The following is a 25,458-nucleotide window of genomic DNA, read 5'->3' as shown; positions in this document are numbered from 1 at the left end:
TATTTGGCTTTATAAAATATACATTAATTACCCAGGTAATTTTTATTGGGGGGAGATAAAATTTGAGCAATTTACCTTTTAATATATCTGCACATGTGTTGATGTTTATAGTGAGTTTTTTTCTTACACTGGCTATGGGACCTGTTTTTATTCCATTTCTGACCAAATTGAAGTTTGGCCAGACTGTTAGAGATGACGGGCCGCAGTCCCATTTAAAAAAGACAGGGACACCAACCATGGGGGGATTTATTTTTTTAGTTCCCATGATTGTATTGTCACTTTTTTATGCCAGATATGACAGACAAATATTGCCCGTTGCACTGGTCACAATTGGTTTTGGATTAGTTGGCTTTATAGATGATTTTATTAAAGTGGTGAAAAAGAGAAAAGATGGACTTTACTGGAACCAAAAGATGTTGGGACTTCTCCTCGTAGCTGTTGTCTTTTCGTTTTATGTGTCAAGGTCAGGGATAGGTACTGATATAATAATTCCTTTACTTGGGATGGAAAAGACAATAGATTTGGCATGGTTTTTTATACCTTTTACCGTATTAGTGCTTATTGCATCTACAAATGCAGTTAATATTACCGATGGGTTGGACGGCTTATGTGCAGGTATCACACTTATTGTAACTCTTTTCTTTTCTGTAGTTGCCATGACAAGAAGTGAGTGGGAGTACATAAAAATTTTCAGTTCAATACTTTCCGGAGGCTGCCTTGCATTTTTAGCTTACAATGCTCATCCGGCAAAAGTGTTTATGGGCGATATGGGCTCATTGGCACTTGGCGGAGCTGTTGGTGCGATTGCCATAGTAATGAAATTGCCTTTGATACTGTTTGTTGCGGGAGCAATATACGTTGTTGAAGCACTGTCGGTTATTATTCAGGTGGCAAGTTTCAAGCTTACCGGAAAAAGAGTTTTTAAGATGGCACCGATACATCACCACTTTGAGCTTTCAGGATGGAAGGAAGTAAAAGTTGTATATGTATTTTGGACTATTACATTGATTTTAAGTATTGTCAGTTTGTTGGCTCTTGGAATAAAGTTCTACTAGAATAACAATACCTTAATTTGATATTGTTAATAATAATAAAAATAATTTTTTAGCCGGTCATATCGAATGAAAAGATGGCTTAAGGCTAAAAAGGGGGAAGTTATGGCTTCAAATACATCGAAAAAACCTTTTGACTTTCTGTTATTTATGACAGTGCTGATACTGCTGTGTTTGGGGACTATAATGGTTTTCAGTGCTGGTGCACCTCATGCTAGTAATAATATGGGCGATACTTACTATTTTATAAAGAAACAGTTAATGTTTTTGCCTTTGGCTTTTCTTGCAATGTTTGTTACCATGAATATTGACTATAGGACACTTGGTAAGTGGTCTCCAGTTTTTTTAGTGGGAAGTATTGTACTTCTTATATTTGTGCTTTTATTCGGAACGGTAGTAAAAGGTGCAAGAAGATGGATCTACATTGGACCTTTGAATTTCCAACCATCAGAAATAGCAAAGTTATCTGTTATACTGTTCTTTTCCTATAGCCTTTCCAAAAGAAAGAATGAACTAAATTCCTTTTTTAAAGGCTTTTTACCTTACCTTTTGATTTTGGGAATTTTTGGTGTGCTTCTCCTTTTAGAGCCTCACCTTAGTAGTACTATTGTTATATTTGGTGTGGCTTGTATAATTCTGTTTGCAGCAGGAGCTAAGATAAGTCATTTTATGCTGTTGGCGGTTCCAGCGATACCTGGTTTGGTAGCGTTGATAATTTTTTCTCCTTATAGGTTAAGAAGGTTGGTATCATTTCTTGATCCCTTTAAAGACATGCAAGGCGATGGCTATCAGGTTGTTCAGTCTCTATATGCCATAGGGTCCGGTGGACTGTTCGGCAGGGGATTGGGAAAGAGTATGCAGAAGTTTCTCTATATACCGGAACCGTATAACGATTTTATTTTTTCAATTCTGGCAGAAGAAATGGGATTTATTGGAGTTGTAGCTGTTCTCTTGCTGTTTCTTGTGTTTATTTGGAGAGGTGTAAAAATAGCAGTGAATGCTCCCGATGTTTTTGGCAGTCTGGTTGCTATAGGGATTACTTCTCTTGTAGCTATACAGGTTATTATAAATGTTGCAGTGGTTACTTCTTCAATGCCTGTTACGGGAATGCCTTTGCCTCTATTTAGCCATGGCGGAACGTCACTGGTATTTTTGATGAGTGGAATAGGAATACTTCTTAATATTTCGAGATATGCCAACTATGATAGAATTTGAGGTGAGATTGTTTTGAAGGTTTTAATCAGCGGGGGAGGTACAGCGGGACACATAAACCCGGGAATTGCAATTGCAAAGTACATAAAAAGTAAAAATCCCGATTGTGAAATATTGTTTGTAGGAACCCAAAAAGGTCTTGAAACTAAGCTGGTTCCAAGAGAGAATTTTGAGCTTAAACTTATAAAAGTAAGAGGTTTTAAAAGAAAACTGTCTCTTGATACTTTAGTAGCCATAAAAGAGTTGTTTCAAGGATTACATGAGGCAAGAAGTGTAATAAAACAGTTTAAACCCGATATAGTTATCGGAACCGGGGGGTATGTATGCGGCCCGGTGGTTTTTAATGCTGCAAGAATGGGAATACCTACATTGATACATGAGCAGAATGCTTTTCCAGGTGTCACAAATAAGTTGCTTTCCCGATTTGTTGACAGGGTAGCTATAAGCTTTAAGGAGTCGGAAAAGTTTTTCAAAAACAAAAAAAAGGTTGTTTTCACAGGGAACCCAATACGTGGTGAACTGCTTAATACAGACAGGAAAGCGGCAAGAGAAAAACTTCAGATTGAAAAAGATAAAACCTTTGTAGTGGTTTTTGGAGGCAGCCGGGGGGCGGAACCGATAAACAACACAGTGTGCGAGTTTATTTCACAACATAAAGACGAGAAGGATTTTCATTTGCTGTTTGCTACCGGAGAAGCTCAGTATGACAAAATAGTTAAAAGGCTTGGTAATTTTAATTCCCAATATATAAAGGTGGTTCCGTATATCTATAATATGGCGGATGTGATGGCGGCAGCGGATCTGGTGGTGTGCAGAGCCGGGGCAATTACTTTAAGTGAATTGACAGCTTTGGGTGTTCCTTCAATTCTGATACCCTCACCTTATGTAACGGCAAATCACCAGGAGTACAATGCAAGAGCTCTCGAGAAGCAGGGGGCAGCTATTGTTATATTGGAAAAAAAACTAAATCACAGTATTTTTTATGAGCAGGTAAGCAATTTGCTGAGGGATAGAAATAAGCTTAAGAGTATGGCTGAAAACTCAAAAAAGATGGGAATTACAAATGCCAGTGAAAAGATATACGGTATTATCGAGGAATTGCTTAAAGTTTGAAAGTATGCTTTGTTATTTTGAATAGGATAATTAAAAGCGAGAGGAGATTCCGATAGGATTTCCTTTTATTTTTTATTTGGGTTTTAATTTAACGGAAAGTGTTTTTTATTTTATTTATAAAAATTAATTGTTAAGTATTTACATATTTTTTTGTGACTTTCTGACCCATTAATTTCAAGAATTCTGCTATATTGGATTTTAAGCTTTTTTTATCTTTTATTGTTCAAAAGTTAAGTTGTTTTAAAAAGAGCAGGCAATGAAACAGAATAAGTGAAATCAAGCTGAAAAAGATTGTCTACCGAAATAAGTCAATAAAGTAACACTTTTGTAAACCCAGCATAAGATATTAATATAATACACAACTTAAATTAATTGAATAGGATATAGCCACCGATTTGTGTGGAGGTGTAAATATGAGTAAACTGGTTGTTACGGGCGGGCAGAAACTGAAAGGCGAAATAACGGTTGAAGGTGCTAAAAATGCTGTATTGCCCATACTGGCTGCTACTGTTTTAAACGGTGGTGTAAGCAGAATAAAGAATTGTCCGAGGTTAAGTGATGTTCAAATAATGCTGGAGATCTTGAAGAAAATCGGGTGCAAAGTTAGCTTTGAAGGGGATACGGTTACCGTAGATTCTTCAACGATAAACAGCACTGATATACCGGAAGATCTCGCAGTGGAAATGAGATCTTCAATTATTTTTATGGGTCCTATACTGTCGAGGTTTAAAAAAGTTACTATTAGCTACCCAGGTGGGTGTTTTTTTTTATTGGCACATTGAACTAATAATATTGAGGTCATTAAAGCTGAAAAGCTATTTGTATAGTTAATGGAAACGATTGATCGATGTATTGAAGATTAAAGTTATGAAAAATTTTTGAGAATTACGAAGAGGCTTTGGAGAGTGCAAAAAAATAAAAGACGAGAAAGGCAAGAAGCAAATTTAGATAAAAACAAGAATTGCGAATCTTATAGTGAAAGGGGAACAGTTCTAAAGTAAGAAAGAATTTGAAAATCATCAAAAAGAGGTAAGTTTATGAGCAGTTATTTTGGTGAAGGTGCAGTATTGAAATGAAAATGAGGTACAACCAATTGGTTATACCTCATTTTTAAAAGTAAGGAATATTTTTTATTACATTTGGGCATTAAACAAACTTCCCAATTGATATACAACATCTTCCGTATCGGCATTAATACTTGCTGCTTCGTTTATTTGAGATAAGACTTCCAGTTCTTCTAAATTTGCATTATATCCGATAGTATAAATGGGAATTGCAAAAGCCTCCATCACGCTTCTGATATCGTTCAGGGAGTGCCCGGCATTTGTCTTACCGTCGCTTAATACAAACAGCATTAACTTGGCATTGGGGTTCTTAGCTTTTTCCTCCAAAAGCATTTTAGTGGCCACAATAATTGCATCAAAGGTGGCGGTATTTCCGTTTGCGGACAAGGCATCTACGGCACCTGTAAAAAGAGACCTTTGATTTAAGTCAAATTTTGCAATGGGAAGATTTATATTGACATCAGTGGAATATGACACAAGTCCTATAGAAGCATCAGGACTGATAAATGTTGAGCCGTTTATAAGGGATTGTTTCAGCCTCATAAGCGGCTGACCTGCCATACTTCCCGATACATCGGCAACAAAAACAGCCACTATATCATTGTTAATGTCTTTCTTTTCTTTCCACAATTTTTGGGCTTTTGTTATGGATTCACCATCTATTTGCCCCATTTCAGGGGTATATTCGTCATATTTGTTAAAACCGTAATCAGAAGCAAGTTGTTGATATTTTGAAGATTTGCAAAACTCTATAAATTTATTGAGTATATCCTTTTTAATTTCGGGCAAATAACCGATGGAGTACATTGGACTGTCATGTCGTACTCCAAAAGGAGTAAATATATAATCCTTTTTAAGTTCGGGTAAATTTTCGAAAGTTTGGTATTCCAAAACAAACCCGTCAAGAACTCCCGATTGGGCAGATTCTCTCATTTGTAAAGTAGTGTATGCTACGAAAGGTATATTTGTCTGAAATTTTTCAAAACCCTCAATGGCTTTTTCGCTCAATATATCTTTGCTATCAAAAGTACTTAAGGTGGAAACTAGAAAATTCATTCCGGTAGAGCTGGCAAAGGGGTTTGTATAGCCCATTGCTATTTCATTTGCCGCTACAGCTTCAGTAATGGTTTTTAAGTTGATAGTTCCGTATTTTTTTAGCAGTTCATTATGTTTACTTTTGGAAAGAAGAATTCCAGCAACATTGCCGGCAAGACGCTTTTCGACAAGGTTGATTTCCACACCGCTTGCTTTGATCATTTCACCCCAAAGCTCATTGGAAGGTGTAAAGGCATCAGGAAGGTACTTGCCGGAAGTTATGTAGTCTGTCGCCAAGCCCGATGCTATACCTCTTATTCTTACAGAAACCGGTACACCATTAACCTGTATATTGGCTTTGTTAAAGTCTCTGGCCACATCAAGCAACCATCCGTCTTTCTTTTCTCCGGATTTTTCAGTGGAAGAAAAGATTTCTATAAAAATGTCGGTGGTAGCTTCAACCTGTGGAGGATATTTCGAAATGTCCGGAAGAGTTTCTTTGAGGTCAGGAGGAGAAATATTCACATATCCTTTTCTGGCTTCAACCGTATTTACGGTTATATTTTTGTAAAGTTTCTCTAATTTTTCCTCAGCTTTTTCAACAGATATTACTTTTTGGCTTTTACCCATATTTTTTGTCAGGGAAATGCCGCCGTAAATAACACCAAATAAAATAAGTGCTATTCCAACCAGAGTCAATACGGTTTTGAAATTTTTGTTTGTTGACATTATGACCATCCTTTCAATTAAGAATCTTCAAGCAAAACTGCCGAAACTAAACATGAATACCGATTTCATTTGGAAAAATATTGCTTTTGCTTTAGAAATTGCAATCTTTAATTTTTGATAAATTTATATTATAGAATTATTCAACGAACTGTAAAGCCTATCTGTAGTATCTGGATTTTCTGATTAATTCGTCCATTTCTTTGATTTCTTTCATATTATCAATTTCTCCTATTTCAAGAGTATCAAATTTGGAAATTTCAAGTAATAGTGCATCAAGTTTCAGAAGTATTTCTTCATTGTCTTCTATTGCATTTTTTACAAAAGAGATATATTCATTGTATATATTCATTTTTGAAGTAATAATTTCGGTAGAAAACTTCTTTTGAGCAAAAAGATTGTGCATCCTTTCATAATCTTCCTCATCGAAAGCATTTATCTTGTTTAAAATACTTTTTATGTTGGCAAAAAAAACATATTCCACATCAAAAATTGTTGTTTTAAACTTTTCGTAAACTTCGTCTATGACATCAAACTTTTGACTGAGTAGGTCAAATATCTTTTTTTTCTTCTTTTTGAGGTGTTCCACCTGTTCTATTATTGTCGTAATATTATTATCGAAAGTTTTTTTTCCATAGGATTGATTAAGGGCTGCAATACAGTCTTCATAATTATTTATTTCATCTATTCTTACGGTGGAAACCTTTTGGGTTAGAAGTTTGTAGTTTCCATAGATGAAAAAAGACAAACTTAAAAATATGGCAGTACATCCTAATGCAGTGCCTAATGCATCTGAAGTATCAAACCGGATGTTCATTAAGCCCGGAGAGAAAAGGATAATGTTGAATAATGCAATTCCAATGTTTAAACCGGCAATCTTTAATATGTTTTTTGCATCCACAATAAATACACTCCTGAGTTCTAGAATACTATATAGTTTAAATTAATTTTCCAAAGCCTGCTTCTCTGCATAATACAAATACTAATGGCAACGGAATAGAAACTAAAAGTCTTTAAGCATTAACTAAATTTAGTATATCATTAAATGGGTCAATTGTTAATATTAATTATATTTTAAGGGAAAGTATGAAAAATTTTAAGATGTAAAAAAAATTAATTGAAGAGTATAATACAAAATTTAATTTTTTAATGTGTTTTTATTTAAACATGGAGGCTAGGTGTTGACTTATACATTGTAGATGAAACATTTATTGATGAAAAGGGTAAATATTTTAAAAGATTATGCCGATAAGAATAATTGAATAGGATTTAAACCGGATTTGCTGCTCAATATCAAAATTTAAAGTAATGTGCGGAGGATAAACGAATGGTTGAAGAGTTGGTTTCCATAATCATATGTGTCTACAATGGTGAAAAGTATATAGAATCCTGTTTGAAAAGTGTTCTTGCACAAACATATCCAAATATAGAGGCAATTGTAGTTGACGATGGATCTACAGATAGAACAAGTAGTATTGTGAAAAACTTTCCTGGAATTAAATATATTTATCAAGAAAATAAAGGTGTGGCAGAGGCTAGAAATACAGGATTGAAGTATTGTAATGGAGATTATATTGCATGGTTGGATGCTGATGATTTATATCTTCCGGAAAAAGTGGAAGAGCAAGTCAATTTTTTACGAAAGTATAAAGATATAGATTGTGTCTATAATGATATTTTTTTGATAGATGTTCATGATAATGTTGTTAAAAAACTTAAAAGTGACTATGACGATTTAAATCAAAATGATTTTTTGGCACAGCTCCTTTTTAGGCAAGTCATTCCTTGTATGGCAAGTACTATGTATAGGAAGAAGTGTTTCGAAGGGCTGCGTATTGATCCTTGTATGAAGTATGCTGAAGATTATTGGATGTGTGTTCAATTGGCACAGAGGTTTAAGTTTGGGTACCTGCGCAAAGCTCTGTATAAATACAGGAGGCATGATTCAAATTTAACTAATAATAAAGCAAAACAAGAGGAAATGGAAATCAAGGTGGTAAAGCAACTGGGAGTAGAAAAAATAAAAAGGATCATAGAAGAATCTTCCTATCCTGAGCATGAAAAGCTATTATTACTATCTAAAATTTTTATCAAAATTATGGAATATGCTGAAGCAAGTAAGGCTTTGGAGAAAATCCAATTTTTAGATCCTATCCAATGTAAAGAAACATTGTTTTTTAAATATTTCTATTTAGGAAATGCAAACTATCTGATGAAGGAATATAAAAAGGCAAAATATTATTATCAGGTAGCAATTCAAGCAGATCCTTGCAGAGCAGAGGCGTATAACAATTTAGGTGTGACATTGTTTAATTTATCAGGAAAAATGGAAGCAGTTAGAAATTTTAACAAGGCAATTGATTTAAGAAAAGAATACCTTGATCCCCGTAGAAATATAAAAAGCATACAAACAGGGGTAGACGATTTGAAAATTACTATACGAGAGTTGAGGGATAATTTGATGGTTTATTAAAAAAACTATTGGATAACAGACAAATCAGCTTTTTAAATTCATTGTTTTTTTTCGTGCATCATATTTCGTTCAAATACTTTTCAACAAGGTTTATGCTGCGATTAATTGGCAAATGTTTATAATTTTCTAAGTAGTCTGACATATAGAGGATTTACAATCATAGGGATACCTTCTGATAAAACCATGATCAATGGAATATATCATTCATGTCTTATGTTTTCTTGTAAATCAAGGCAGGCATGCAATATTATAAATAAATTTGCCTAAAGCCTGTCTGAATTAAAGTTTTCTTAGTATTTGTCCTCACCAATATAAAGATTTTCATCATCTGTCCAGCTGTCCATAAAGTTGTAGTAGTCAAGTACGATGTTTATGTTGTAAGCATAATTTGTTATATCATTTGATAGTATCGAAAGAGATAAATTCCACGCAGTTCAAGAAAATGAAAAGTGTCTTTCTTTTGTAAAACGAATTATTAAGCTTTGCTAGAAAGGAATTGCTGCATAGAGTGAAATAAACAAAGGTACAACTTTTTACAATAAAGTTAGCGAAATAGATACGCTTTGTTATATGCGGATTAATATAAAGAATAATATAATACATAATTTTGACAGTAAATATATGGTATGATAAAATAGTGAACATAAAGATATATAAAGCATTACTGCATTTTTACATAGGGAATAGAGGGGATGAAAATGATAAACAAGATGAGCAACTTAAAAAGGTTTCTTGAGGATGTAAAAAAATTTGTGTATAGATGATTGAATGTTCTCCTTCTTGGCAAGGATTAATAATAATAAAAGCTAAGGAGGAGAACTTTATGTCAACGTTAACAAAAGAACAAATCAAACAATTAGTTCGGGAAAATAATTTCCAAAGTGTATCTGATATTAATGAATATCTTAAAGACATTTTTAAAGATATAATACAAGAACTTTTAGAAGCAGAACTTGAAGCAAAATTAGGATATGCTAAAGATGATGTAGAAAATAAAAAAACTGATAATAGTCGTAACGGTTATACGCCTAAAAAATAAAAAGTGAGTTTGGAGAAATTGATATACAAGTACCAAGAGATCGTAAAGGCGAATTTCAACCTAAAATTATTCCTAAATATCAACGTAATGTTTCTGGAATTGAAGAAAAAGTTATAGCTTTATATGCAAGAGGAATGTCTACAAGGGATATCAGTCAACAAATTGAAGAACTTTATGGTTTTAGCCTATCAGCAGAGATGGTTAGTAAGATTACTGATAGAATTGCTCCAGAGATTAAGGAATGGCAACAAAGACCTCTTGAACCTATATACTCTTTTGTTTTTATGGATGCAATACACTATAAAGTTAAGGACGACGGAAGAATAATAAACAGGGCAGCTTATGTTGTTCTAGGTGTTACTATTGATGGATATAAGGATATTTTAGGGATCTGGATTGGTGACAATGAATCCTCAAAGTTTTGGCTTGGTGTACTGAATGACCTTAAAAATAGAGGAGTACAGGATGTTTTAATTTTTTGTGTTGATGGACTTACCGGACTTAAGGAAGCCATAAATGCTGCATATCCAAAATCTGAAGTGCAGCGTTGCATAATACATCAGCTGAGAAATTCTTTTAAGTATGTGCCATACAAAGACCTAAAAGCATTTAGTAATGATTTCAAAGAAGTATATCATGCTATTAATGAAGAAATAGCATTAGAAAAACTTTATGAACTTAAAGAAAAGTGGGGAAAGGAATATCCTTTTGCAATACGTAGTTGGGAAAATAACTGGGATGTTATAAGTCCATTTTTCAAATTTCCAGAAGAAATACGAAAAATAATTTATACTACAAATATAATTGAAGGACTACATCGTCAGTTTCGTAAGGTCACAAAAACAAAAACAATATTTCCAACAGACAGTTCACTAGAAAAGATTTTATATTTAGCATCAATGAATGTAGTAAAAAAATGGACACAACGTTACAAAAACTGGGATAGAGTACTTAGCCAATTAGTAATCCAATATCCAGGTAGGCTGGAAGAGTATATTTAAGAGCATTCACCCCCACCGCCCTCAAGGGCTCATCCTCATCGCCGGATGGGCTAGACCTCACAAAATTAAAAATATAGGTTTAAAAGGCTAATATTGACCATTATAAATGATTATTGCCAGATTTAATCAAGTTTATGTATAAAACTTAACAAATCCGGCAATAATATATAATGAAAAGGCAATAAAAAACAATATTCTGTAAACCTTGTCAACTAAAATTTACTTGCTAAAGAAGGATTACATAAATTATGATACACAAAATTACTTACATTCCCGGTTTCTTGTATATATGTTCTGTGCGTTTTTTACAGTTTGTTTTTCTTATCTTCTTGTAAACGTATTATTTAATAATGCAGAGTATAATTATAAAAAGCTAGGTTTGTCCTTTTATATTATAGCATCGGTTTACTTACTTGCTTTTCTCTATTCACGTTTGACAAAAAAGGAAGATTTTTTAACAAGACGCTATAAATCAATACTGATAGCTTTTTTATGTATGATGTTTGTTGCTCAAATATCTTTTGGCTTGTTTCTCCGTTTTAAACCGGATTTTGATATAGAAGCGGTTTACCAGGGTGCTATTGAGTGGGTTCAAACAGGAACCTTTGCAAATTACTATGATTATTATTATCATTTTCCAAACAATCTTGGAGCAATGACTTTTTTGCATTTCTTTTTCAGTATTGCATCTTTATTCGGTTTCGAAGATTATTTTCTTGTGGTATGATAGTAAACTCCATTATTTCGATTTTGACAATGATGGTGGTATCTCTTATTTTAAAGTACATTTCTGGTGCTAAACAGGCGGTATTTGCCCTGGTGATATTTGCAGTTTACTTGCCGTTTTACTTTATAGCACCGGTTTTTTATACCGATGCCCTTTCAATGCTTTTTCCGGTGTTGTTCTATTACCTTTACTTGATTTTAAAGGATACCTCGGGTTATAAAAAGTTTTGCCTAATATGCTTTGGGATGGGATTAGCAGCGTCTATGGGAATGCAAATAAAGTTTACCGTAATTATTATGGTAATTGCTGTTGCAATAGATATGTTTATTAACTGTGACTGGAAAAAAGCAATTTTGGCAAATGCAATTGTTTGTGCTGTCATATTAATTTATTTTGCTGTTTTCAATGGTTATATTTATTCCTATCATTTGGATAGAGAAAGGGCAAGACAGGATAACGATCCTTATGTCCATTGGGTCATGATGGGACTTAAGGGTTCGGGAGGTTATAATCCTGACGATTATTTTTTTACACGTTCTTTCAAAGACCCGGACGAAAGGAAAGCTGCAATTATTCAGGAAATTAAAAGACGGATTGCGGATTACGGTCCGGACGGAATGTTTAAATTCTTAACCAAAAAGAGCGTAAAGTGTTTTGGCGATGGTACATTGGGGCTGGACGATTTTTTGGCTTATCGTGAGGATAAAAACTTTTTACATAGATTTATTATAAGTGAAGGAGATAAATATGAAATATACAGACACCTGTGTGAAGCAATACTTTTTACACTCATGCTTTTTATGGTTTTTCTTGCACTGAAATATTTCTTTAGAAAGGAGAATAATATAAATTTAGCGCCATTGATAGCGGTCTTTGGAATATTTCTTTTTTTACTCGGCTGGGAAGCAAATAGACGCTATTTTACCAATTTTGTACCGGTTATAATAGTTTGTGCTGTTTTGGGAATTGATTATTTTCATTTGCTTGTAAAAAAATTTGGTGCATCGGTTTTAAAGACTACGCAAAAAAGGTAGATTGTATAATTTTCAATAAAGCGTATGGTATAAGAACAGGAATATGGAGAAATTAAGAATAACAGTGAATAGGCAAAACAAATTAACATGAAATAGTTGTTTTGTAATATTTACATTGAAGGTTTTTAAGTTTATAATAAATTGTAGATAAACAGTATGAATTGGGTAGTATAGTATTGTTGCACTTTTATCAGTATGCCATATATATTAAATCGTATATATTTTATAATAAAAAGATAGATAGCGTGCCATATAATTGTAATTTATAATATTTTTGATTTGTTTTTTTAGGGGAGGAATATTATGAAAAAATATTTAATCGGGACAATTGTATTGGTTATTTTCCTTTCTGTCTTCTGTCCTATAATCAGTACTTTTACAATGTAAGCAGGATACTTTGTTGCAGCAAATAATGCACAAAGTTGCAATTTAAATAAACATAAAGAAAGGGTAAGGTATAGGCTAATGAAGATTGACTAATTCAGCAAAAAATCATTTCGGTTTATTAATTGACATGACAAGTATTAAAAACCGATCAAGGCTGTATTGCCTTGGGATTTTATGCGGAGCATTATGCTCTCGTTTTGTGCTGGATTAGTGTGAGATTTATTTATTACAGTCAAATACCTTGCTGTATTTTCTGTGTCTATGTCTGTCACATCTTTCCGGCACACCGATAGCGAAAAATGTTTAATTTTTATGAAATGGACTTTTCGCTATTTATTGGTTGGAACTTAATGCTCCAGCGAGGGTGAAAGGAGAGATTTTTTTATGCTTATATTGGAAGCTGCCGATATAAAAAAATACTATAGCGACAGGCTTATTATTGAGATTGATGAATTTAAAGTTTATTCCGGAGATAAAATTGGGATAGTGGGGCCAAATGGTTCAGGAAAGACAACTCTTATGAATATTCTTGCAAAGGATATTGAACCCGACAAGGGCTTTGTAAAGCATTATTCTCCAATAGCTTATATACGCCAGTTTTCCGATGAAGGTATAAGAGCTGACCAAAAACTGTTAAAGGAATTTAACTTAGCTTGCAAATCCCATCAAAGAGTATTTAGCGGGGGAGAAAAGACCAGAATAAAAATTGCCAATGCCTTTAGCAATGAAAGCATACTGCTATTTGCCGATGAGCCGACAGCAAATCTGGATTATAAAGGTGTTGAGCTCTTAAAGCAAAAGCTTTCCAAGGTGGACTCCTTAATACTTATAAGCCATGACAGACATCTTTTGGACAGCCTCTGCAATAAAATAATTGAGGTTAAAGATGGAAAGCTTAAGTATTATAACGGAAACTATTCTTTTTACAAAAAGCAGAGTGAAATAGAGTATGAGAGTGCTTTGCAAGAATATGAAAAGTATATTTCTGAAAAAGCAAGCATTGAAGCTGCAATAAAGGATAGGCTGGAAAGATCTAAGTCCATGAGAAAAGCGCCTAAACGGATGGGAAATTCCGAAGCAAGACTTCACAAAAGGGAGGCAACTGAAAAGCAGAAGAAAATTCATAATAGCATAAACAGTATGCTGACACGCCTAAATAAGCTTGAAGTTAAAGAAAAACCAAAGGATTTGCCGAAAATAAAGCTGGATTTTTCTTTGACCATGCCTCCTGAAAACAGGATTGTTATTGCGGCTGAAAATCTTTCTTTTTCCTATGGTACGAAAAAGATATTTGACAGAGTATGTTTTAATATTCCCAATGGTTCTAAAACCGCTTTGTGGGGTGAGAACGGTACCGGCAAAAGCACTTTGCTCAATTTGATTTATCAGAATTCCAGCAGCAGTATACGCATTGTACCGAAAGCAAAAATCGGGTATTTTTATCAGGCTTTTGACAATCTTGAATACGATAAAACCGTGTTGGAAAATGTTATGCGAGATAGTGTCCAAACACAGTCTGTTGTCAGAACTATTCTTGCAAGGTTGCTTTTTAAGACTGATGATGTATTTAAAAAAGTTGAATGTTTAAGCGGCGGAGAGAGAATAAAGGTTTCCTTTGCCAAACTTTTTGTCTCCGATGCCAATATTCTGCTTTTGGATGAACCGACAAACTATCTGGATATACAATCGATAGAAGCTTTGGAAAATGTTCTTAAAGATTATGAAGGAACAGTTTTGTTTGTTTCTCATGACAGTGAATTTGTAAATTCGGTTGCCGACAGGATACTGGTTTTTGAAAATGGAATTATTACAGCTTTTGAAGGGAAGCTGGAAGATTACTGGCAAAGCCGGCAAAAAAGCAAAGATAGCTCGGCGTGGGAAACGGAAAAAATTATTCTCGAGATGAAAATTTCAGAAATAGTAGCAAAACTTTCAAGCCCAAGTGCCGATAAAGAATTCCTCGAAGCCGAGTATCAAAGGTTGGTTTCAAAATTAAAAACAATAAAGTAAACTATTGACAAAAGAGAATATATGTGCAAAAATATTCGAAAAGATGAGTTTGTACAGAAAAATTGGCTTTAGATTGAATAGATGCAAAAATAAAATTATCAAGCGGCTGATTAAGGGTATTTACATGCAAAACAAGACTCCACAGAGTCACCATATGTGTGGCGCTGTGGGGTTTTCTAATCAGAAGCGGAATATAAATTATCAAATAATGTTGCAAAAATAGATCTTTGCAGACAAGGAAGTTTATGAGGGGAGAAGATGAGATGGGGATATTTGACGGGTTGTTGGGAAATTCCCGGGAGTTGAATGCTGAAGACGTAGAGCAGGATATGGACAGACTTTTGACAATGGGAGAACAGGTTGAAAAAGCTTATAGAATTACGCGAGACCTTATAATTTTTACTAATAAACGGTTGATATTAGTTGATAAAGAAGGTATGACTGCAAAAAAAATTGAATATCTTTCCATTCCGTACAAAAATATTACTCGCTTTAGCATAGAAGCGGAAGGGCATTTTGATTTAGATGCAGAGCTTCTGATTTGGATTTTGGGTGAAGAGGCGCCAATTCAAAAGCAATTTGGCAGAAGCGTTGATATATACGAACTGCAGAGTGTATTAGCCTATTATGTTTTAAAATAAATTTTAATTAGGAAGATTTGAGCGGGTTCTAATTCTTTTGTCATGGGGTGATTTGCATGAGCGTTGAAAAACTTAGGGAAATTATCTGCCAATCAGACAATATTGTGTTTTTTGGCGGAGCAGGAGTATCAACGGAGAGCGGAATTCCGGATTTTAGAAGTGCAAACGGGCTTTATAACGAAAAGACTGACAGTACCTATTCTCCGGAGGAGATACTTTCCCATACTTTTTTTATGAAACATACCGACAAATTTTACGAGTTTTACAAAAGTAAAATGATTTATAAAGATGCAAAACCCAATAATGCACATATAGCTTTGGCAAAACTTGAAGAAGAGGGGAAGCTGAAAGCTGTAATAACTCAGAATGTAGACGGACTGCATCAATTGGCGGGCAGTAAGATGGTTTTGGAACTTCACGGTTCAATTCACAGGAATTACTGTATGAATTGCCATAAAGCCTTCCAACTCAGCTATATTCTTGAAGCATCACAAGTTCCCAAGTGCGATGACTGCGGTGGAATTGTAAAACCTGATGTAGTGCTTTATGAGGAAGCGTTAGACAGCGATGTTTTGGAAGCATCATTAGAATATATTTCAAAGGCTGATGTTCTCATTGTGGGAGGTACTTCATTATCGGTCTATCCAGCCTCGGGATTGGTATCTTATTATAGAGGGAATAAACTTGTATTGATTAATAAAACTCAGACACCTTATGATGTCAGAGCAAACCTTATTCTGAGGGAAAGTATTGGTGAGGTATTAAGCAAAGCGTGTATGAAGTAACGGTATTAAAAAAACAGGACGGCTATAACGTTTATTTTGGTTATTGCTAAAAGGCAATAGCCATTTTTATTTATGAAATGATTTTGTCAGGCTATTATCCGGCAGGGAAAAAAGGTTAATTTGAAAAAAGCCGAATAAACGAAAAAACCATCGTATCAACGATGGTTTACGTTTGGTGCGGTCGATGGGACTTGAACCCATACGGTCGCCCATACGCCCCTCAAACGTACGCGTCTGCCAGTTCCGCCACGACCGCATATCAACTGTAAGTGTAATGAATGGCACTTAATGTGTTATGCGTTTTTCAATCAGCATAATTGATTATACTAGCATAAAAAAGCTATGTCAATACTTTTATAAAAAAATTTTTAGTAAGCAATAATATTATTGAAAAACCGACAGGTAGTTGTTAAAATAAGTGGCAAATAAAATGAAAAAGTGTGGGATGAAGATGGAAAAGGGTTTAGTGCATATATATACCGGAGAGGGTAAAGGTAAAACAACGGCGGCAATAGGACTAGGTATAAGGGCCTTTGGCAGAGGAAAGACTGTTTATATGGTTCAGTTTTTAAAAGGCAGTGAAACGGGAGAAATGACAGCTATAAAAAAATTGGAACCGGGTTTTAAGCTGTTTCGTTTTGAAAAAGAGAGAGGATTTGTTTGGACTCTAAATAGGGAGGAAATAGAGGAACTAAAAGCTGAAATAGCTAATGCCTTTGATTTTATTAGAGATACTTTAAAGAATAATCGCTGTGATGTCCTTATACTTGATGAAATTATTGGAGTATTGGGAAACGGCCTTGTTGAAGTTGATGAGGTTCTCGATATTATAAAGAATAAACCAGACCATGTTGAATTAATATTGACGGGCAGGAATGCACCTGAAAAACTAATAGAAGCTGCCGATTATGTATCACAGATTAATTGTATAAAACATCCTTTTCAAAAGGGATTAGGCGCAAGAAAAGGAATAGAATACTAGTATATATCAAGGGAAATATGAAAAAATAAAGGGGCATTAAGCCCCTTTGGTTTTATTCCAATTCAAATTCCTTTTTTACACAAGCTATAGCTTTATCGGTATCTTTTTCATCAATCAAGCATGAAATATCAGACTCGGAGGTTGTTACAAGCTTTATCTCAATATCTTCCTTTGCCAGGGCGTTAAATAACCTGGCTGCAACTCCCGGAATGTCTTTCATATTTTTGCCGAAGACACAGAACTTAGTGTTGAAACTGTCTATTTCCAAGCTGAGTTTGCTTGCCTTTTCATTAAATTTGTTTAAACAGCTCATTGCTTTAACCAAATCATCATTCAGGAGACTGAAGGATACAGTGGTGTTTCCTTTCAATGAAGGAGATTTGCTAATCATATCAATACTTATGCCTTCATTGGCTATGGAAGTAAATACCTCAGATATAAGTTTGATGTTATTAGGAAGATTATTGAGCGTAATGAGCGAAACGTTGTAAGTAACATCAAGACTTGTAACCGGTTTTTGAGTCATTACAAACACCTCCAGAGATTTTGATTTGCTGTTTCATATACTAAAATGCCTCTTTACCGTTTAAAATATAACCTATTTGGCATTAAAGATTTAATATTTAGAAAATAGGATTTATTTGAAACGGTAATTACAAGGCATTTTTGCTATAGTTTATTTACTTCCGATTAAGTCGTCCATGTTGTACATTCCGGAACCTTTCTTGTGCAGAAATACTGCTGCATTAAGAGCTCCTACACCAAATATCTCCTTTGACGTAGCTATGTGGTTTATTTCAATTATTTCATCATTACCGGCGAATATAACCGAATGCTCGCCAACAATGGTCCCGCCTCTTACGGCATGTATTCCGATCTCATTCTTGCTTCTTTTTTTTCGCCTTGAATGTCTGTCATATATGTACTCCTGCTGTTGCTCCAAACAACTGTTGATAGCATCAGCAATAGCTAAAGCAGTACCGCTGGGGGCATCTATTTTTTGATTGTGATGTTTTTCAACAATTTCAATATCAAAGTCCTTTGCCAGTACACGAGCAGCTTTTTTTACCAAATCAATCAAAAGGTTTACTCCTAATGACATATTGGCAGAAAAGAAAACGGGAATTACCTTTGAGGCATCTTTTAACATTTGCACCTGCGCACTGAAAAGACCTGTAGTTGCTATTACAGCAGGTATTTTTTTTGAAACGGCATACTGCATTAAACTTTCTAAAGCAGCGGGATGTGAAAAATCAATAATTACATCCACATTCACATCACATTTGCTTAAATCGGAGAAAACAGGGTATGTATTCTGAATGGATGTATTTTGATCATACCCGGCTACTATTTTTAAATCTTCCCGTTCAGCGGCAAGCCTTGTAATTACTTGCCCCATTTTACCGTTGCAGCCACTTAATAATATGTTTATCATTAGCACAAGCACATCCTTTTTCTATTTGTATTTTTTTAATATTTTACCCTAAATGTAAAAAGCTAGAATATGTTAATTAATTAAGCCGTATTTTTTTAAGGTGTCTTTCAGATAATTCAAGTTCTTTTCACTCATTTCAACTAATGGAAGACGACAGTTTCCGACATTCATACCCATTAAGTTCATCGCTGCTTTTACCGGAATTGGACTTACTTCTACAAACAATGCTTTGATAAGATCCAGATACTTGAGTTGAATTCTCCTGCTTTCAGCTATATCACCGGCTAAGAATGAAGCAACGAGGTTATGAGTTTCTTTTGGCAGTATATTTGCAAGTACAGAAACTACACCTTTCCCGCCAAGAGCAAGTAACGGCAGGATTTGATCATCGTTTCCCGAATATACTGTAATATCATCTCCGCATAAGTTTATAATCTCGCCCACCTGGTTTAAGTTACATTCTTTAATGGCTGTAATATTTTCAATTTCCGACAGGGCTTTGACAGTCTGCGGATCGATATTTAAGTTTGTCCTTGAAGGTACATTATATAGCATAACCGGTATTTTTACACTTTCTGCAATTATCTTGAAATGTTGATAAAGTCCTTTTTGGGTAGTTTTGTTGTAATAGGGTGTAACACTCAAAACAGCATCGGCACCTACCGATTCAGCATATTGAGTGAGAGCTACTGCGTGTTTGGTATCGTTGCTTCCTGTTCCTGCAATAACCGGTATTCTCCTGTTTACTTTTTCCACTGCGAACTTAATTACTTCTTTGTGTTCTTCATCGGGCATTGTGGATGCTTCACCGGTTGTACCGCATATAACCAGTGCATCTGTGTTTTCCTTTATCTGAAATTCAATTAGTTCCTCCAGTTTTTCAAAATCCACACCGCTTTCTGTAAAAGGGGTGATAATTGCCACTGCAGAACCTGTGAATATAGGTTTCTTCATATTTATCATCCTTTCCGACTTAATAATTAAACACTACTTGTTACTATAATACTTAAAATCCATAATAAAGTTTCATAATTTATATATGGATAATTGCCAGTCAAAATTATTTATAAAACTCTATCCAATTATAAATAAAAGTATTTCACTTCTGTACACATCAAAATACTAAAAATAAAAAAGCTGGTATGGATACCAGCAGTTCACCAATTTTTGACAAAAGAAGTACTATGTACAACTTTTCATATGAACTGATAGCGCTCCATCAAATAACTTGATGACAGTCATGCGGCTATTAACCGAATGACCAGAGTAAATTTTTATTGGGAAAATTTACTCTTCGGCAGTTTACCCTTTCAACTTACATCACCAAAGCCCAAACTTCTCCGTAAGCATACTATTGAAAACTGCACCTCTATCATACATATATAATTATTATCTATAATATCATTTTGGGATTACCTTGTCAAATTAATTTTTCCAAGTCTAAGCTTAAGCAAAAATTAACAGGAGTTAATGTATTAAATTTATGTTACAATAGAGGTAGATGTATGCTTTTGTCGAATATTATGATATAAAATATATTAATAAATGTATTACAAAAGATAAGTCGGAGGAAGAATATGCATGGGGAATTTTGTAAGGTTGGACTAAAATTTTGTAAGATAGAGTACATATTTAAAGATAAATTAAATAAAAAGAACCTTTTATTCATCTTACTGCCGCTGGTGATTGTATTTTTATCCAAGGTAGTATGTCAAGCTTATCCGGGCATACCGGAAGAAGTTAGAATCGGCCTGTATTTCAATGATTCCAAAACCAAACAGTACACTGCAGTATCAAGCTTTACAATCGATGGGGAAACAGGACTGAAAATAGGCAGCTATACAGCTGATGGATTTGTTAAGCTTATAGAAGAGACCACCGGGAATGCATTAACAATAAAGAAAGATGAAAGTTATCATGCTAAATTGGCCGATAATTTTGACAGTTTTGAGGCTTTGGAGCAAAAACTTGATGAATATATAAGCAATGGAATTGATGCCTACCCAGTATTTGCTGACACTTGGCAGATATGGTGCGGTTTTTACAAAGATGAGAATGGTATGAAAGCAGAATTGGGAGGAGTTGTGGAATTTAGTGCTGTTTCTCCTTCTGCAACAAGGATTGTGGTTTTTGACTCCAAAGGCAAAGTAAAACTGATGTATGACAGTTTAAAAGGAGCTTTAAGGATTTATCCTAAAGAGGGAAAGAATCCGGCACTTTTTAGAATTAACGGTGACAGCAAAAAAGTGTATCGTGGTGGGATTGAAGTTTTAAGACAAGCAGAGAGCGATATGACAGTTATAAATGTTTTGCCCCTTGAGGAGTATCTTTATGGGGTTGTGCCGGGGGAAATTGAAGCCAGTTCTCATCCTGAAGCGTTAAAAGCCCAGGCTGTTGCGGCCAGGACCTATACTGTAAACAACTTATCCAAATACAAACATTTGAATTTTAATCTGTGTTCAACAACTTACTCCCAGGTTTATAAAGGTTATAGCGTAGAACATCCTGCCACTAATAAAGCTGTGGATGATACAAGGGGAGAAATTGTTACTTATAACGGCAAGCCGGCAGAAGTTTATTATTTCAGTTCCAGCGGCGGAAAGACAGAAGATGTCAAGAATGTATGGGGAAGCAGCGGATATCCCTATCTGGTAAGTGTGGACGATCCTTATGAATCGGGTAATTCATGGCATTATAATTGGCAGGTTTCCTATACTGCTCAAAAAATAGGCGAAATAATGGCACAGAGAGGATATAACATCGGAAATATACTGGGAATCTATATTACAAAGAGATCGGAAGCCGGCAGGGCAACGGAACTTGTAGTCAAAGGCTCTAAGGGAGAGCAGGTGTATAAAAACAGCAATACCAGATCCTTTTTAAGCCTAGACAGCCAATGGTATGAAATAACCACCGATTCCGATGTTTCTGTTTTGGCGCAGGACGGCAGTACGGTGAACTCTCAGCTTAACGGTAAGAAAGTGCTTACTGCTTCAGGGCTGGAAACTGTAAACACAAGCAGCAGTATAAGCCTGGCGGGTTCTGATGATGCGAAAAGGAAAGTACCTTCTGTTCCGACAGTCTATACCTTTACGGGAAAGGGATGGGGACATGCAGTGGGAATGAGCCAGGAAGGTGCCAAAGGTATGGCAAAGGCCGGTTTTACATACAAAGAGATTCTTACCCATTATTTTACCGGAACTGAGGTTGAATAGTTAGGGTTTACAGGAATAATAGGGATTTTTATAATATATAAATTGATATTTTAAATTCCGAGGTTTTAATGAAATGCTTCGGAGTTTTTTATTTATATTTGTATCTTTGGGTATTGCAAAATTTTTTAAAACTGCATTTATAAAAATGATTTTGAAAACTTTGAGGCATAATAATGCATGGATTGTTTTTAACTACTGTAATACAGCGCAGCGATTTTGTTATTATGCCTTGCAATGAACGGTTTTTTAATGTATTATTCTAAATATGCTGAATTTTTAAAATTTTTTAAGTTGGTGTTTGAATATTATGAAAGTTAGTGAATTTTATTATGATTTACCTCAAGAGCTTATTGCCCAGGAGCCTTTAAAAGACAGAAAGCAATCGAGATTAATGGTCTTAGACAGGGAAACGGGCGCTATAGAACATAGAATATTTAAAGATATAATAGAATATTTGAACCCCGGAGACTGCCTTGTTTTGAATGACACAAGGGTAATTCCGGCAAGACTTCTCGGTGAGAAGGAAGGTACCGGAGGGAAAATAGAATTTGTACTGCTGAAAAACGTCGGGGGAGATATATGGGAGGTAATATTAAAACCCGGCAAAAGAGCTAAGCCTGGTGCAAGGTTTGTGTTTGGGAACGGAGAATTAAAAGCTGAAATAGTGGATGTGATTGAGGAAGGTAATAGACTTGTAAGATTTGAATATGATGGAATCTTTGAACAGATATTAGACAAAATTGGAATAATGCCTCTTCCGCCCTATATAACCAAACCTCTTGAGGACAGGGAACGGTATCAGACAGTATATTCCAAACACAAAGGTTCTGCAGCGGCGCCTACTGCAGGTTTGCATTTTACAAAAGATCTATTGGAACAGATTAAGCAAAAAGGCGTAGAAATTGCTTATGTTACATTACATGTTGGGCTTGGTACTTTTAGGCCCGTAAAAGTTGAAAACGTTTCTGAGCATAAAATGCACAGTGAGTATTATAATTTAAGTGAAGAAGAGTGTAATAAAATCAACACTACAAAGAAAAAGGGCGGAAATGTTATAGCTGTAGGTACGACAAGCTGCAGGGTTTTGGAGACGGTCGGAGATGAATCGGGGCTTTTGAATCCGAAGAGCGGATGGACGGATATTTTTATTTATCCGGGATATAAATTTAAAGTTGTGGATAAATTAATAACCAATTTTCACTTGCCTGAATCAACACTATTGATGTTAGTTAGTGCTCTGGCCGGAAAGGATAAAATTATGAATGCCTATAGTGAAGCAATAAAAGAAAAATACAGGTTTTTCAGTTTTGGAGATGCTATGTTTATAAAGTAGTTGTGAAAAAATAGATATTAAAAGATTACTTAAGATGATTGAGGTATTGGAGAGTTATGAGTGCAGTTAGATATGAATTAATAAAAAAGTGTAAACAAACTGGAGCAAGACTGGGAAGGGTGCATACTCCCCATGGTTATTTTGATACTCCTGCATTTATGCCTGTGGGTACTCAGGCCACTGTAAAAGGTATGTCGCCTGATGAGCTGAAAGCAATTGATGCACAGATAATATTGAGCAATACCTACCACCTTTATATGCGTCCCGGACATGAAATAGTAAAAGAAGCCGGGGGACTGCACGGCTTTATGAATTGGGACAGGCCGATTTTAACCGACAGTGGAGGATTTCAGGTATTCAGCCTTAGTGATTTGAGGGATATAAAAGAAGAAGGTGTAACCTTCAAATCTCATATAGACGGGTCAAAGCACTTTTTTACTCCTGAAATGGCAATAGAGGTGCAAAATGCCCTCGGTGCCGATATAATAATGGCTTTTGACGAATGTATACCTTATCCTGCAGATTTTAACTATGCCAAAAATTCTCTGGAGAGAACGACCCGTTGGGCTAAAAGGTGTAAAGATGCCCATAAAAATACTGACAGACAGGCTCTTTTCGGTATAGTACAGGGAGGTATGTACAAAGAACTTAGGGAACAGAGTGCTTATGAACTTTTAGAGCTTGATTTTCCCGGTTATGCAATTGGGGGATTAAGTGTTGGAGAACCGGCAGAGTTAATGTATGAAATGCTTGAATGTACAGTACCTTTATTGCCCGAAGATAAACCGAGGTATCTTATGGGAGTAGGAAGTCCGGATTATCTTATAGAAGGTGCCATAAGGGGAATAGATATGTTTGACTGTGTACTCCCTACACGTATTGGGAGAAATGGCACTGTTCTTACAAGCAGAGGAAGAGTTATAATAAGAGATGCTGCTTATGCCAGAGACTATTCACCCCTTGATCCGGAATGCGATTGCTACTGCTGCAGGAATTTTACCAGAGCTTATATCAGACATCTTATAAAAGCCGGTGAAGTATTGGGAATAAGGCTTACAACATGGCATAACCTGAGATTTTTGTTAAAATTAATGGAAGATGTAAGAAAGGCTATAATGGAAGATAGACTTGGTGATTTTAGAAACGAGTTTTTCTCTAAATTTGGCTATAAATAAATTTATATAAATAAAAGGAGGGGGCTGTTATGTCTACAGGTGTTCAGGAGTTTATAGTTTCTTTGCTGTTTCCTGTATTTTTTCTGGTAATTATGTATTTAATAATAATTTTGCCGCATAAAAGGAAGGAAAAGGCCAGAAAGCAAATGCAGGATTCCATTAAGGTTGGGGATGAGATAATGACAATCGGTGGAATAATGGGAAAGGTTATAAATATTAAGGATAACGAAATTACTATTGAAACCGGTGTGGATAAAACAAAAATTAAGGTATTCAGATATGCCATTGACAGTGTTACACCATCGGAAAACAAATAAAGCTTTGGAAATTCAGTAAATTTTTATGCATTATAGAAATTATCTTTTAGTTCAAAAATAACAGTTAGATAAAGGGAAGGGCAGCTTAATGGCTGCCCTCGTAGATATAATTGGAAAAGGTATAGTTGTTTCCTGAGTTGTTATCCCAGTTGTTAGAAGAATCTCTAAAGGCCATATTTATTTGGCCTGCTCTTGTTACAGGGAAGATTAACTCAAATTTTTCATCGGATAGCTTGTGCATCGGATATTCGGTAACGTTTTCCCAGTTTAGGTTATCGCCGTATCCGATGACGGCATATATTTCGTTTGCACCGTTTTTAGCCAATATACCGCTGTACAGGATTCTTAAGGTGTTTCTTGTGTCTTGCATCTCAACACCGCTGTTTGAATAAGAATTATCCAATTCTTTTATATGGGTACCATAGGGTTCCGTACTTAAATCCAAAGAGAACTCTTCGTTAAAGGGCTGAAGCTTCGAGTTTGCTTTGGACTTTGAAGTATTAGCGTTCTTTAAGGATTCGCTATTATTGTATAAAAAATTTAAAAATCCCATATTTGTACCTCCTACAATTTTAATTCTTATTCCTGATTAGTTTTAGCGTTTTTTTAAAGTTTATTTTATTTAAATAAATCCATTCCAGCTTATATCTACTAATAAATAAAAAAAATTAAAAATTAAAAGAAAATAAGGAGGCACAAAGC

At 34.9% G+C, this 25,458-nt stretch carries 21 protein-coding genes, 1 tRNA gene, 1 pseudogene and 1 riboswitch; of the genes and pseudogenes, 16 read left to right on the top strand and 7 right to left on the bottom strand.

Going from position 1 to position 25,458, the window contains the following annotated elements; translation table 11 throughout:
* The first annotated feature begins 101 nt into the window (after positions 1-101).
* The 4 genes from mraY (at position 102) to CLOCL_RS11775 (ending at position 4,159) form a co-directional block, all read left to right on the top strand.
* Positions 102-1,055: a phospho-N-acetylmuramoyl-pentapeptide-transferase gene (gene mraY / locus CLOCL_RS11790; protein WP_041715701.1), complete on the top strand. Its 954-nt coding sequence runs from the start codon at positions 102-104 to the stop codon at positions 1,053-1,055.
* A 102-nt stretch (positions 1,056-1,157) separates the two neighbouring features.
* On the top strand, positions 1,158-2,267 hold the full coding sequence (ftsW, locus tag CLOCL_RS11785; protein WP_027621349.1) for a putative lipid II flippase FtsW: 1,110 nt from the start codon (positions 1,158-1,160) through the stop codon (positions 2,265-2,267).
* 12 nt (positions 2,268-2,279) lie between these two features.
* Positions 2,280-3,377: an undecaprenyldiphospho-muramoylpentapeptide beta-N-acetylglucosaminyltransferase gene (gene murG, locus CLOCL_RS11780; protein ID WP_014255563.1), complete on the top strand. Its 1,098-nt coding sequence runs from the start codon at positions 2,280-2,282 to the stop codon at positions 3,375-3,377.
* A 413-nt stretch (positions 3,378-3,790) separates the two neighbouring features.
* Entirely contained in the window at positions 3,791-4,159 is a 369-nt protein-coding gene (locus CLOCL_RS11775) for a UDP-N-acetylglucosamine 1-carboxyvinyltransferase (RefSeq protein ID WP_014255562.1), read from the top strand.
* 351 nt (positions 4,160-4,510) lie between these two features.
* Here CLOCL_RS11775 and CLOCL_RS11770 read toward each other — a convergent pair whose 3' ends face one another.
* Both CLOCL_RS11770 and CLOCL_RS11765 read right to left on the bottom strand, forming a co-directional pair.
* Positions 4,511-6,205 (bottom strand): vWA domain-containing protein, encoded by a 1,695-nt coding sequence (locus CLOCL_RS11770; RefSeq protein WP_027621347.1) that lies wholly within the window; start codon positions 6,203-6,205, stop codon positions 4,511-4,513.
* A gap of 157 nt (positions 6,206-6,362) precedes the next feature.
* Entirely contained in the window at positions 6,363-7,103 is a 741-nt protein-coding gene (locus tag CLOCL_RS11765) for a hypothetical protein (protein ID WP_014255560.1), read from the bottom strand.
* Positions 7,104-7,529: 426 nt separating this feature from the next.
* Here CLOCL_RS11765 and CLOCL_RS11760 point away from each other — a divergent pair, with 426 nt between their 5' ends.
* From CLOCL_RS11760 to CLOCL_RS11730, 7 genes and pseudogenes are all read left to right on the top strand, one after another.
* The gene (locus CLOCL_RS11760; RefSeq protein ID WP_014255559.1) at positions 7,530-8,675 is read left to right on the top strand and encodes a glycosyltransferase; all 1,146 of its coding nucleotides are present in this window, start codon (positions 7,530-7,532) and stop codon (positions 8,673-8,675) included.
* 823 nt (positions 8,676-9,498) lie between these two features.
* Positions 9,499-10,715, top strand: a pseudogene (locus tag CLOCL_RS11755) (IS256 family transposase).
* A gap of 496 nt (positions 10,716-11,211) precedes the next feature.
* Entirely contained in the window at positions 11,212-11,442 is a 231-nt protein-coding gene (locus tag CLOCL_RS11750; RefSeq protein WP_144687051.1) for a hypothetical protein, read from the top strand.
* On the top strand, positions 11,439-12,476 hold the full coding sequence (locus CLOCL_RS11745) for a glycosyltransferase family 39 protein (protein ID WP_027621343.1): 1,038 nt from the start codon (positions 11,439-11,441) through the stop codon (positions 12,474-12,476). The genes CLOCL_RS11750 and CLOCL_RS11745 overlap by 4 nt, the downstream gene beginning before the upstream one ends.
* 771 nt (positions 12,477-13,247) lie before the next feature.
* Positions 13,248-14,873 carry a ribosomal protection-like ABC-F family protein gene (abc-f, locus tag CLOCL_RS11740; protein WP_014255558.1) on the top strand — a complete coding sequence of 542 codons (1,626 nt, stop codon included), beginning with the start codon at positions 13,248-13,250 and terminating at the stop codon, positions 14,871-14,873.
* A gap of 263 nt (positions 14,874-15,136) precedes the next feature.
* Positions 15,137-15,514 (top strand): PH domain-containing protein, encoded by a 378-nt coding sequence (locus tag CLOCL_RS11735; protein ID WP_041715700.1) that lies wholly within the window; start codon positions 15,137-15,139, stop codon positions 15,512-15,514.
* A 56-nt stretch (positions 15,515-15,570) separates the two neighbouring features.
* Entirely contained in the window at positions 15,571-16,299 is a 729-nt protein-coding gene (locus CLOCL_RS11730; RefSeq protein WP_014255556.1) for an NAD-dependent protein deacylase, read from the top strand.
* Positions 16,300-16,472: 173 nt separating this feature from the next.
* Here CLOCL_RS11730 and CLOCL_RS11725 read toward each other — a convergent pair.
* Positions 16,473-16,555 (bottom strand) — tRNA-Leu (locus CLOCL_RS11725).
* A 195-nt stretch (positions 16,556-16,750) separates the two neighbouring features.
* Between CLOCL_RS11725 and CLOCL_RS11720 the strand changes: the two genes are divergently transcribed.
* Complete coding sequence (locus CLOCL_RS11720; RefSeq protein WP_014255555.1) at positions 16,751-17,281, top strand: cob(I)yrinic acid a,c-diamide adenosyltransferase; 531 nt, start codon at positions 16,751-16,753, stop codon at positions 17,279-17,281.
* A gap of 52 nt (positions 17,282-17,333) precedes the next feature.
* Here CLOCL_RS11720 and CLOCL_RS11715 read toward each other — a convergent pair whose 3' ends face one another.
* From CLOCL_RS11715 to dapA, 3 genes are all read right to left on the bottom strand, one after another.
* Entirely contained in the window at positions 17,334-17,807 is a 474-nt protein-coding gene (locus CLOCL_RS11715) for an ACT domain-containing protein (protein WP_014255554.1), read from the bottom strand.
* A 150-nt stretch (positions 17,808-17,957) separates the two neighbouring features.
* The gene (gene dapB, locus CLOCL_RS11710) at positions 17,958-18,716 is read right to left on the bottom strand and encodes a 4-hydroxy-tetrahydrodipicolinate reductase (RefSeq protein ID WP_041715129.1); all 759 of its coding nucleotides are present in this window, start codon (positions 18,714-18,716) and stop codon (positions 17,958-17,960) included.
* A gap of 72 nt (positions 18,717-18,788) precedes the next feature.
* Entirely contained in the window at positions 18,789-19,670 is an 882-nt protein-coding gene (gene dapA / locus CLOCL_RS11705) for a 4-hydroxy-tetrahydrodipicolinate synthase (RefSeq protein ID WP_014255552.1), read from the bottom strand.
* Between the two features lie 247 nt (positions 19,671-19,917).
* Positions 19,918-20,096, bottom strand: a riboswitch (Lysine riboswitch).
* Between the two features lie 197 nt (positions 20,097-20,293).
* On the opposite strand from dapA, the gene CLOCL_RS11700 reads away from it, so the two are divergent.
* The 4 genes from CLOCL_RS11700 (at position 20,294) to yajC (ending at position 24,756) form a co-directional block, all read left to right on the top strand.
* Positions 20,294-21,931, top strand: a complete 1,638-nt coding sequence (locus tag CLOCL_RS11700) for a SpoIID/LytB domain-containing protein (protein WP_014255551.1) — start codon at positions 20,294-20,296, stop codon at positions 21,929-21,931.
* Between the two features lie 307 nt (positions 21,932-22,238).
* The gene (gene queA, locus CLOCL_RS11695) at positions 22,239-23,264 is read left to right on the top strand and encodes a tRNA preQ1(34) S-adenosylmethionine ribosyltransferase-isomerase QueA (RefSeq protein WP_014255550.1); all 1,026 of its coding nucleotides are present in this window, start codon (positions 22,239-22,241) and stop codon (positions 23,262-23,264) included.
* Between the two features lie 56 nt (positions 23,265-23,320).
* The gene (gene tgt / locus CLOCL_RS11690) at positions 23,321-24,439 is read left to right on the top strand and encodes a tRNA guanosine(34) transglycosylase Tgt (protein ID WP_014255549.1); all 1,119 of its coding nucleotides are present in this window, start codon (positions 23,321-23,323) and stop codon (positions 24,437-24,439) included.
* A 29-nt stretch (positions 24,440-24,468) separates the two neighbouring features.
* The gene (gene yajC / locus CLOCL_RS11685; protein WP_014255548.1) at positions 24,469-24,756 is read left to right on the top strand and encodes a preprotein translocase subunit YajC; all 288 of its coding nucleotides are present in this window, start codon (positions 24,469-24,471) and stop codon (positions 24,754-24,756) included.
* A gap of 85 nt (positions 24,757-24,841) precedes the next feature.
* Here the strand turns inward: yajC and CLOCL_RS11680 are convergent, their stop codons facing one another.
* The gene (locus CLOCL_RS11680) at positions 24,842-25,309 is read right to left on the bottom strand and encodes a carbohydrate-binding protein (RefSeq protein ID WP_014255547.1); all 468 of its coding nucleotides are present in this window, start codon (positions 25,307-25,309) and stop codon (positions 24,842-24,844) included.
* Positions 25,310-25,458: the final 149 nt, after the last annotated feature.

It is taken from the genome of Acetivibrio clariflavus DSM 19732 (genome assembly GCF_000237085.1).
GTDB lineage: Bacteria > Bacillota > Clostridia > Acetivibrionales > Acetivibrionaceae > Acetivibrio > Acetivibrio clariflavus.
The sequence above is the reverse complement of the archived record's forward strand: the minus strand, read 5'-3'. Positions and strand labels throughout refer to the sequence as shown.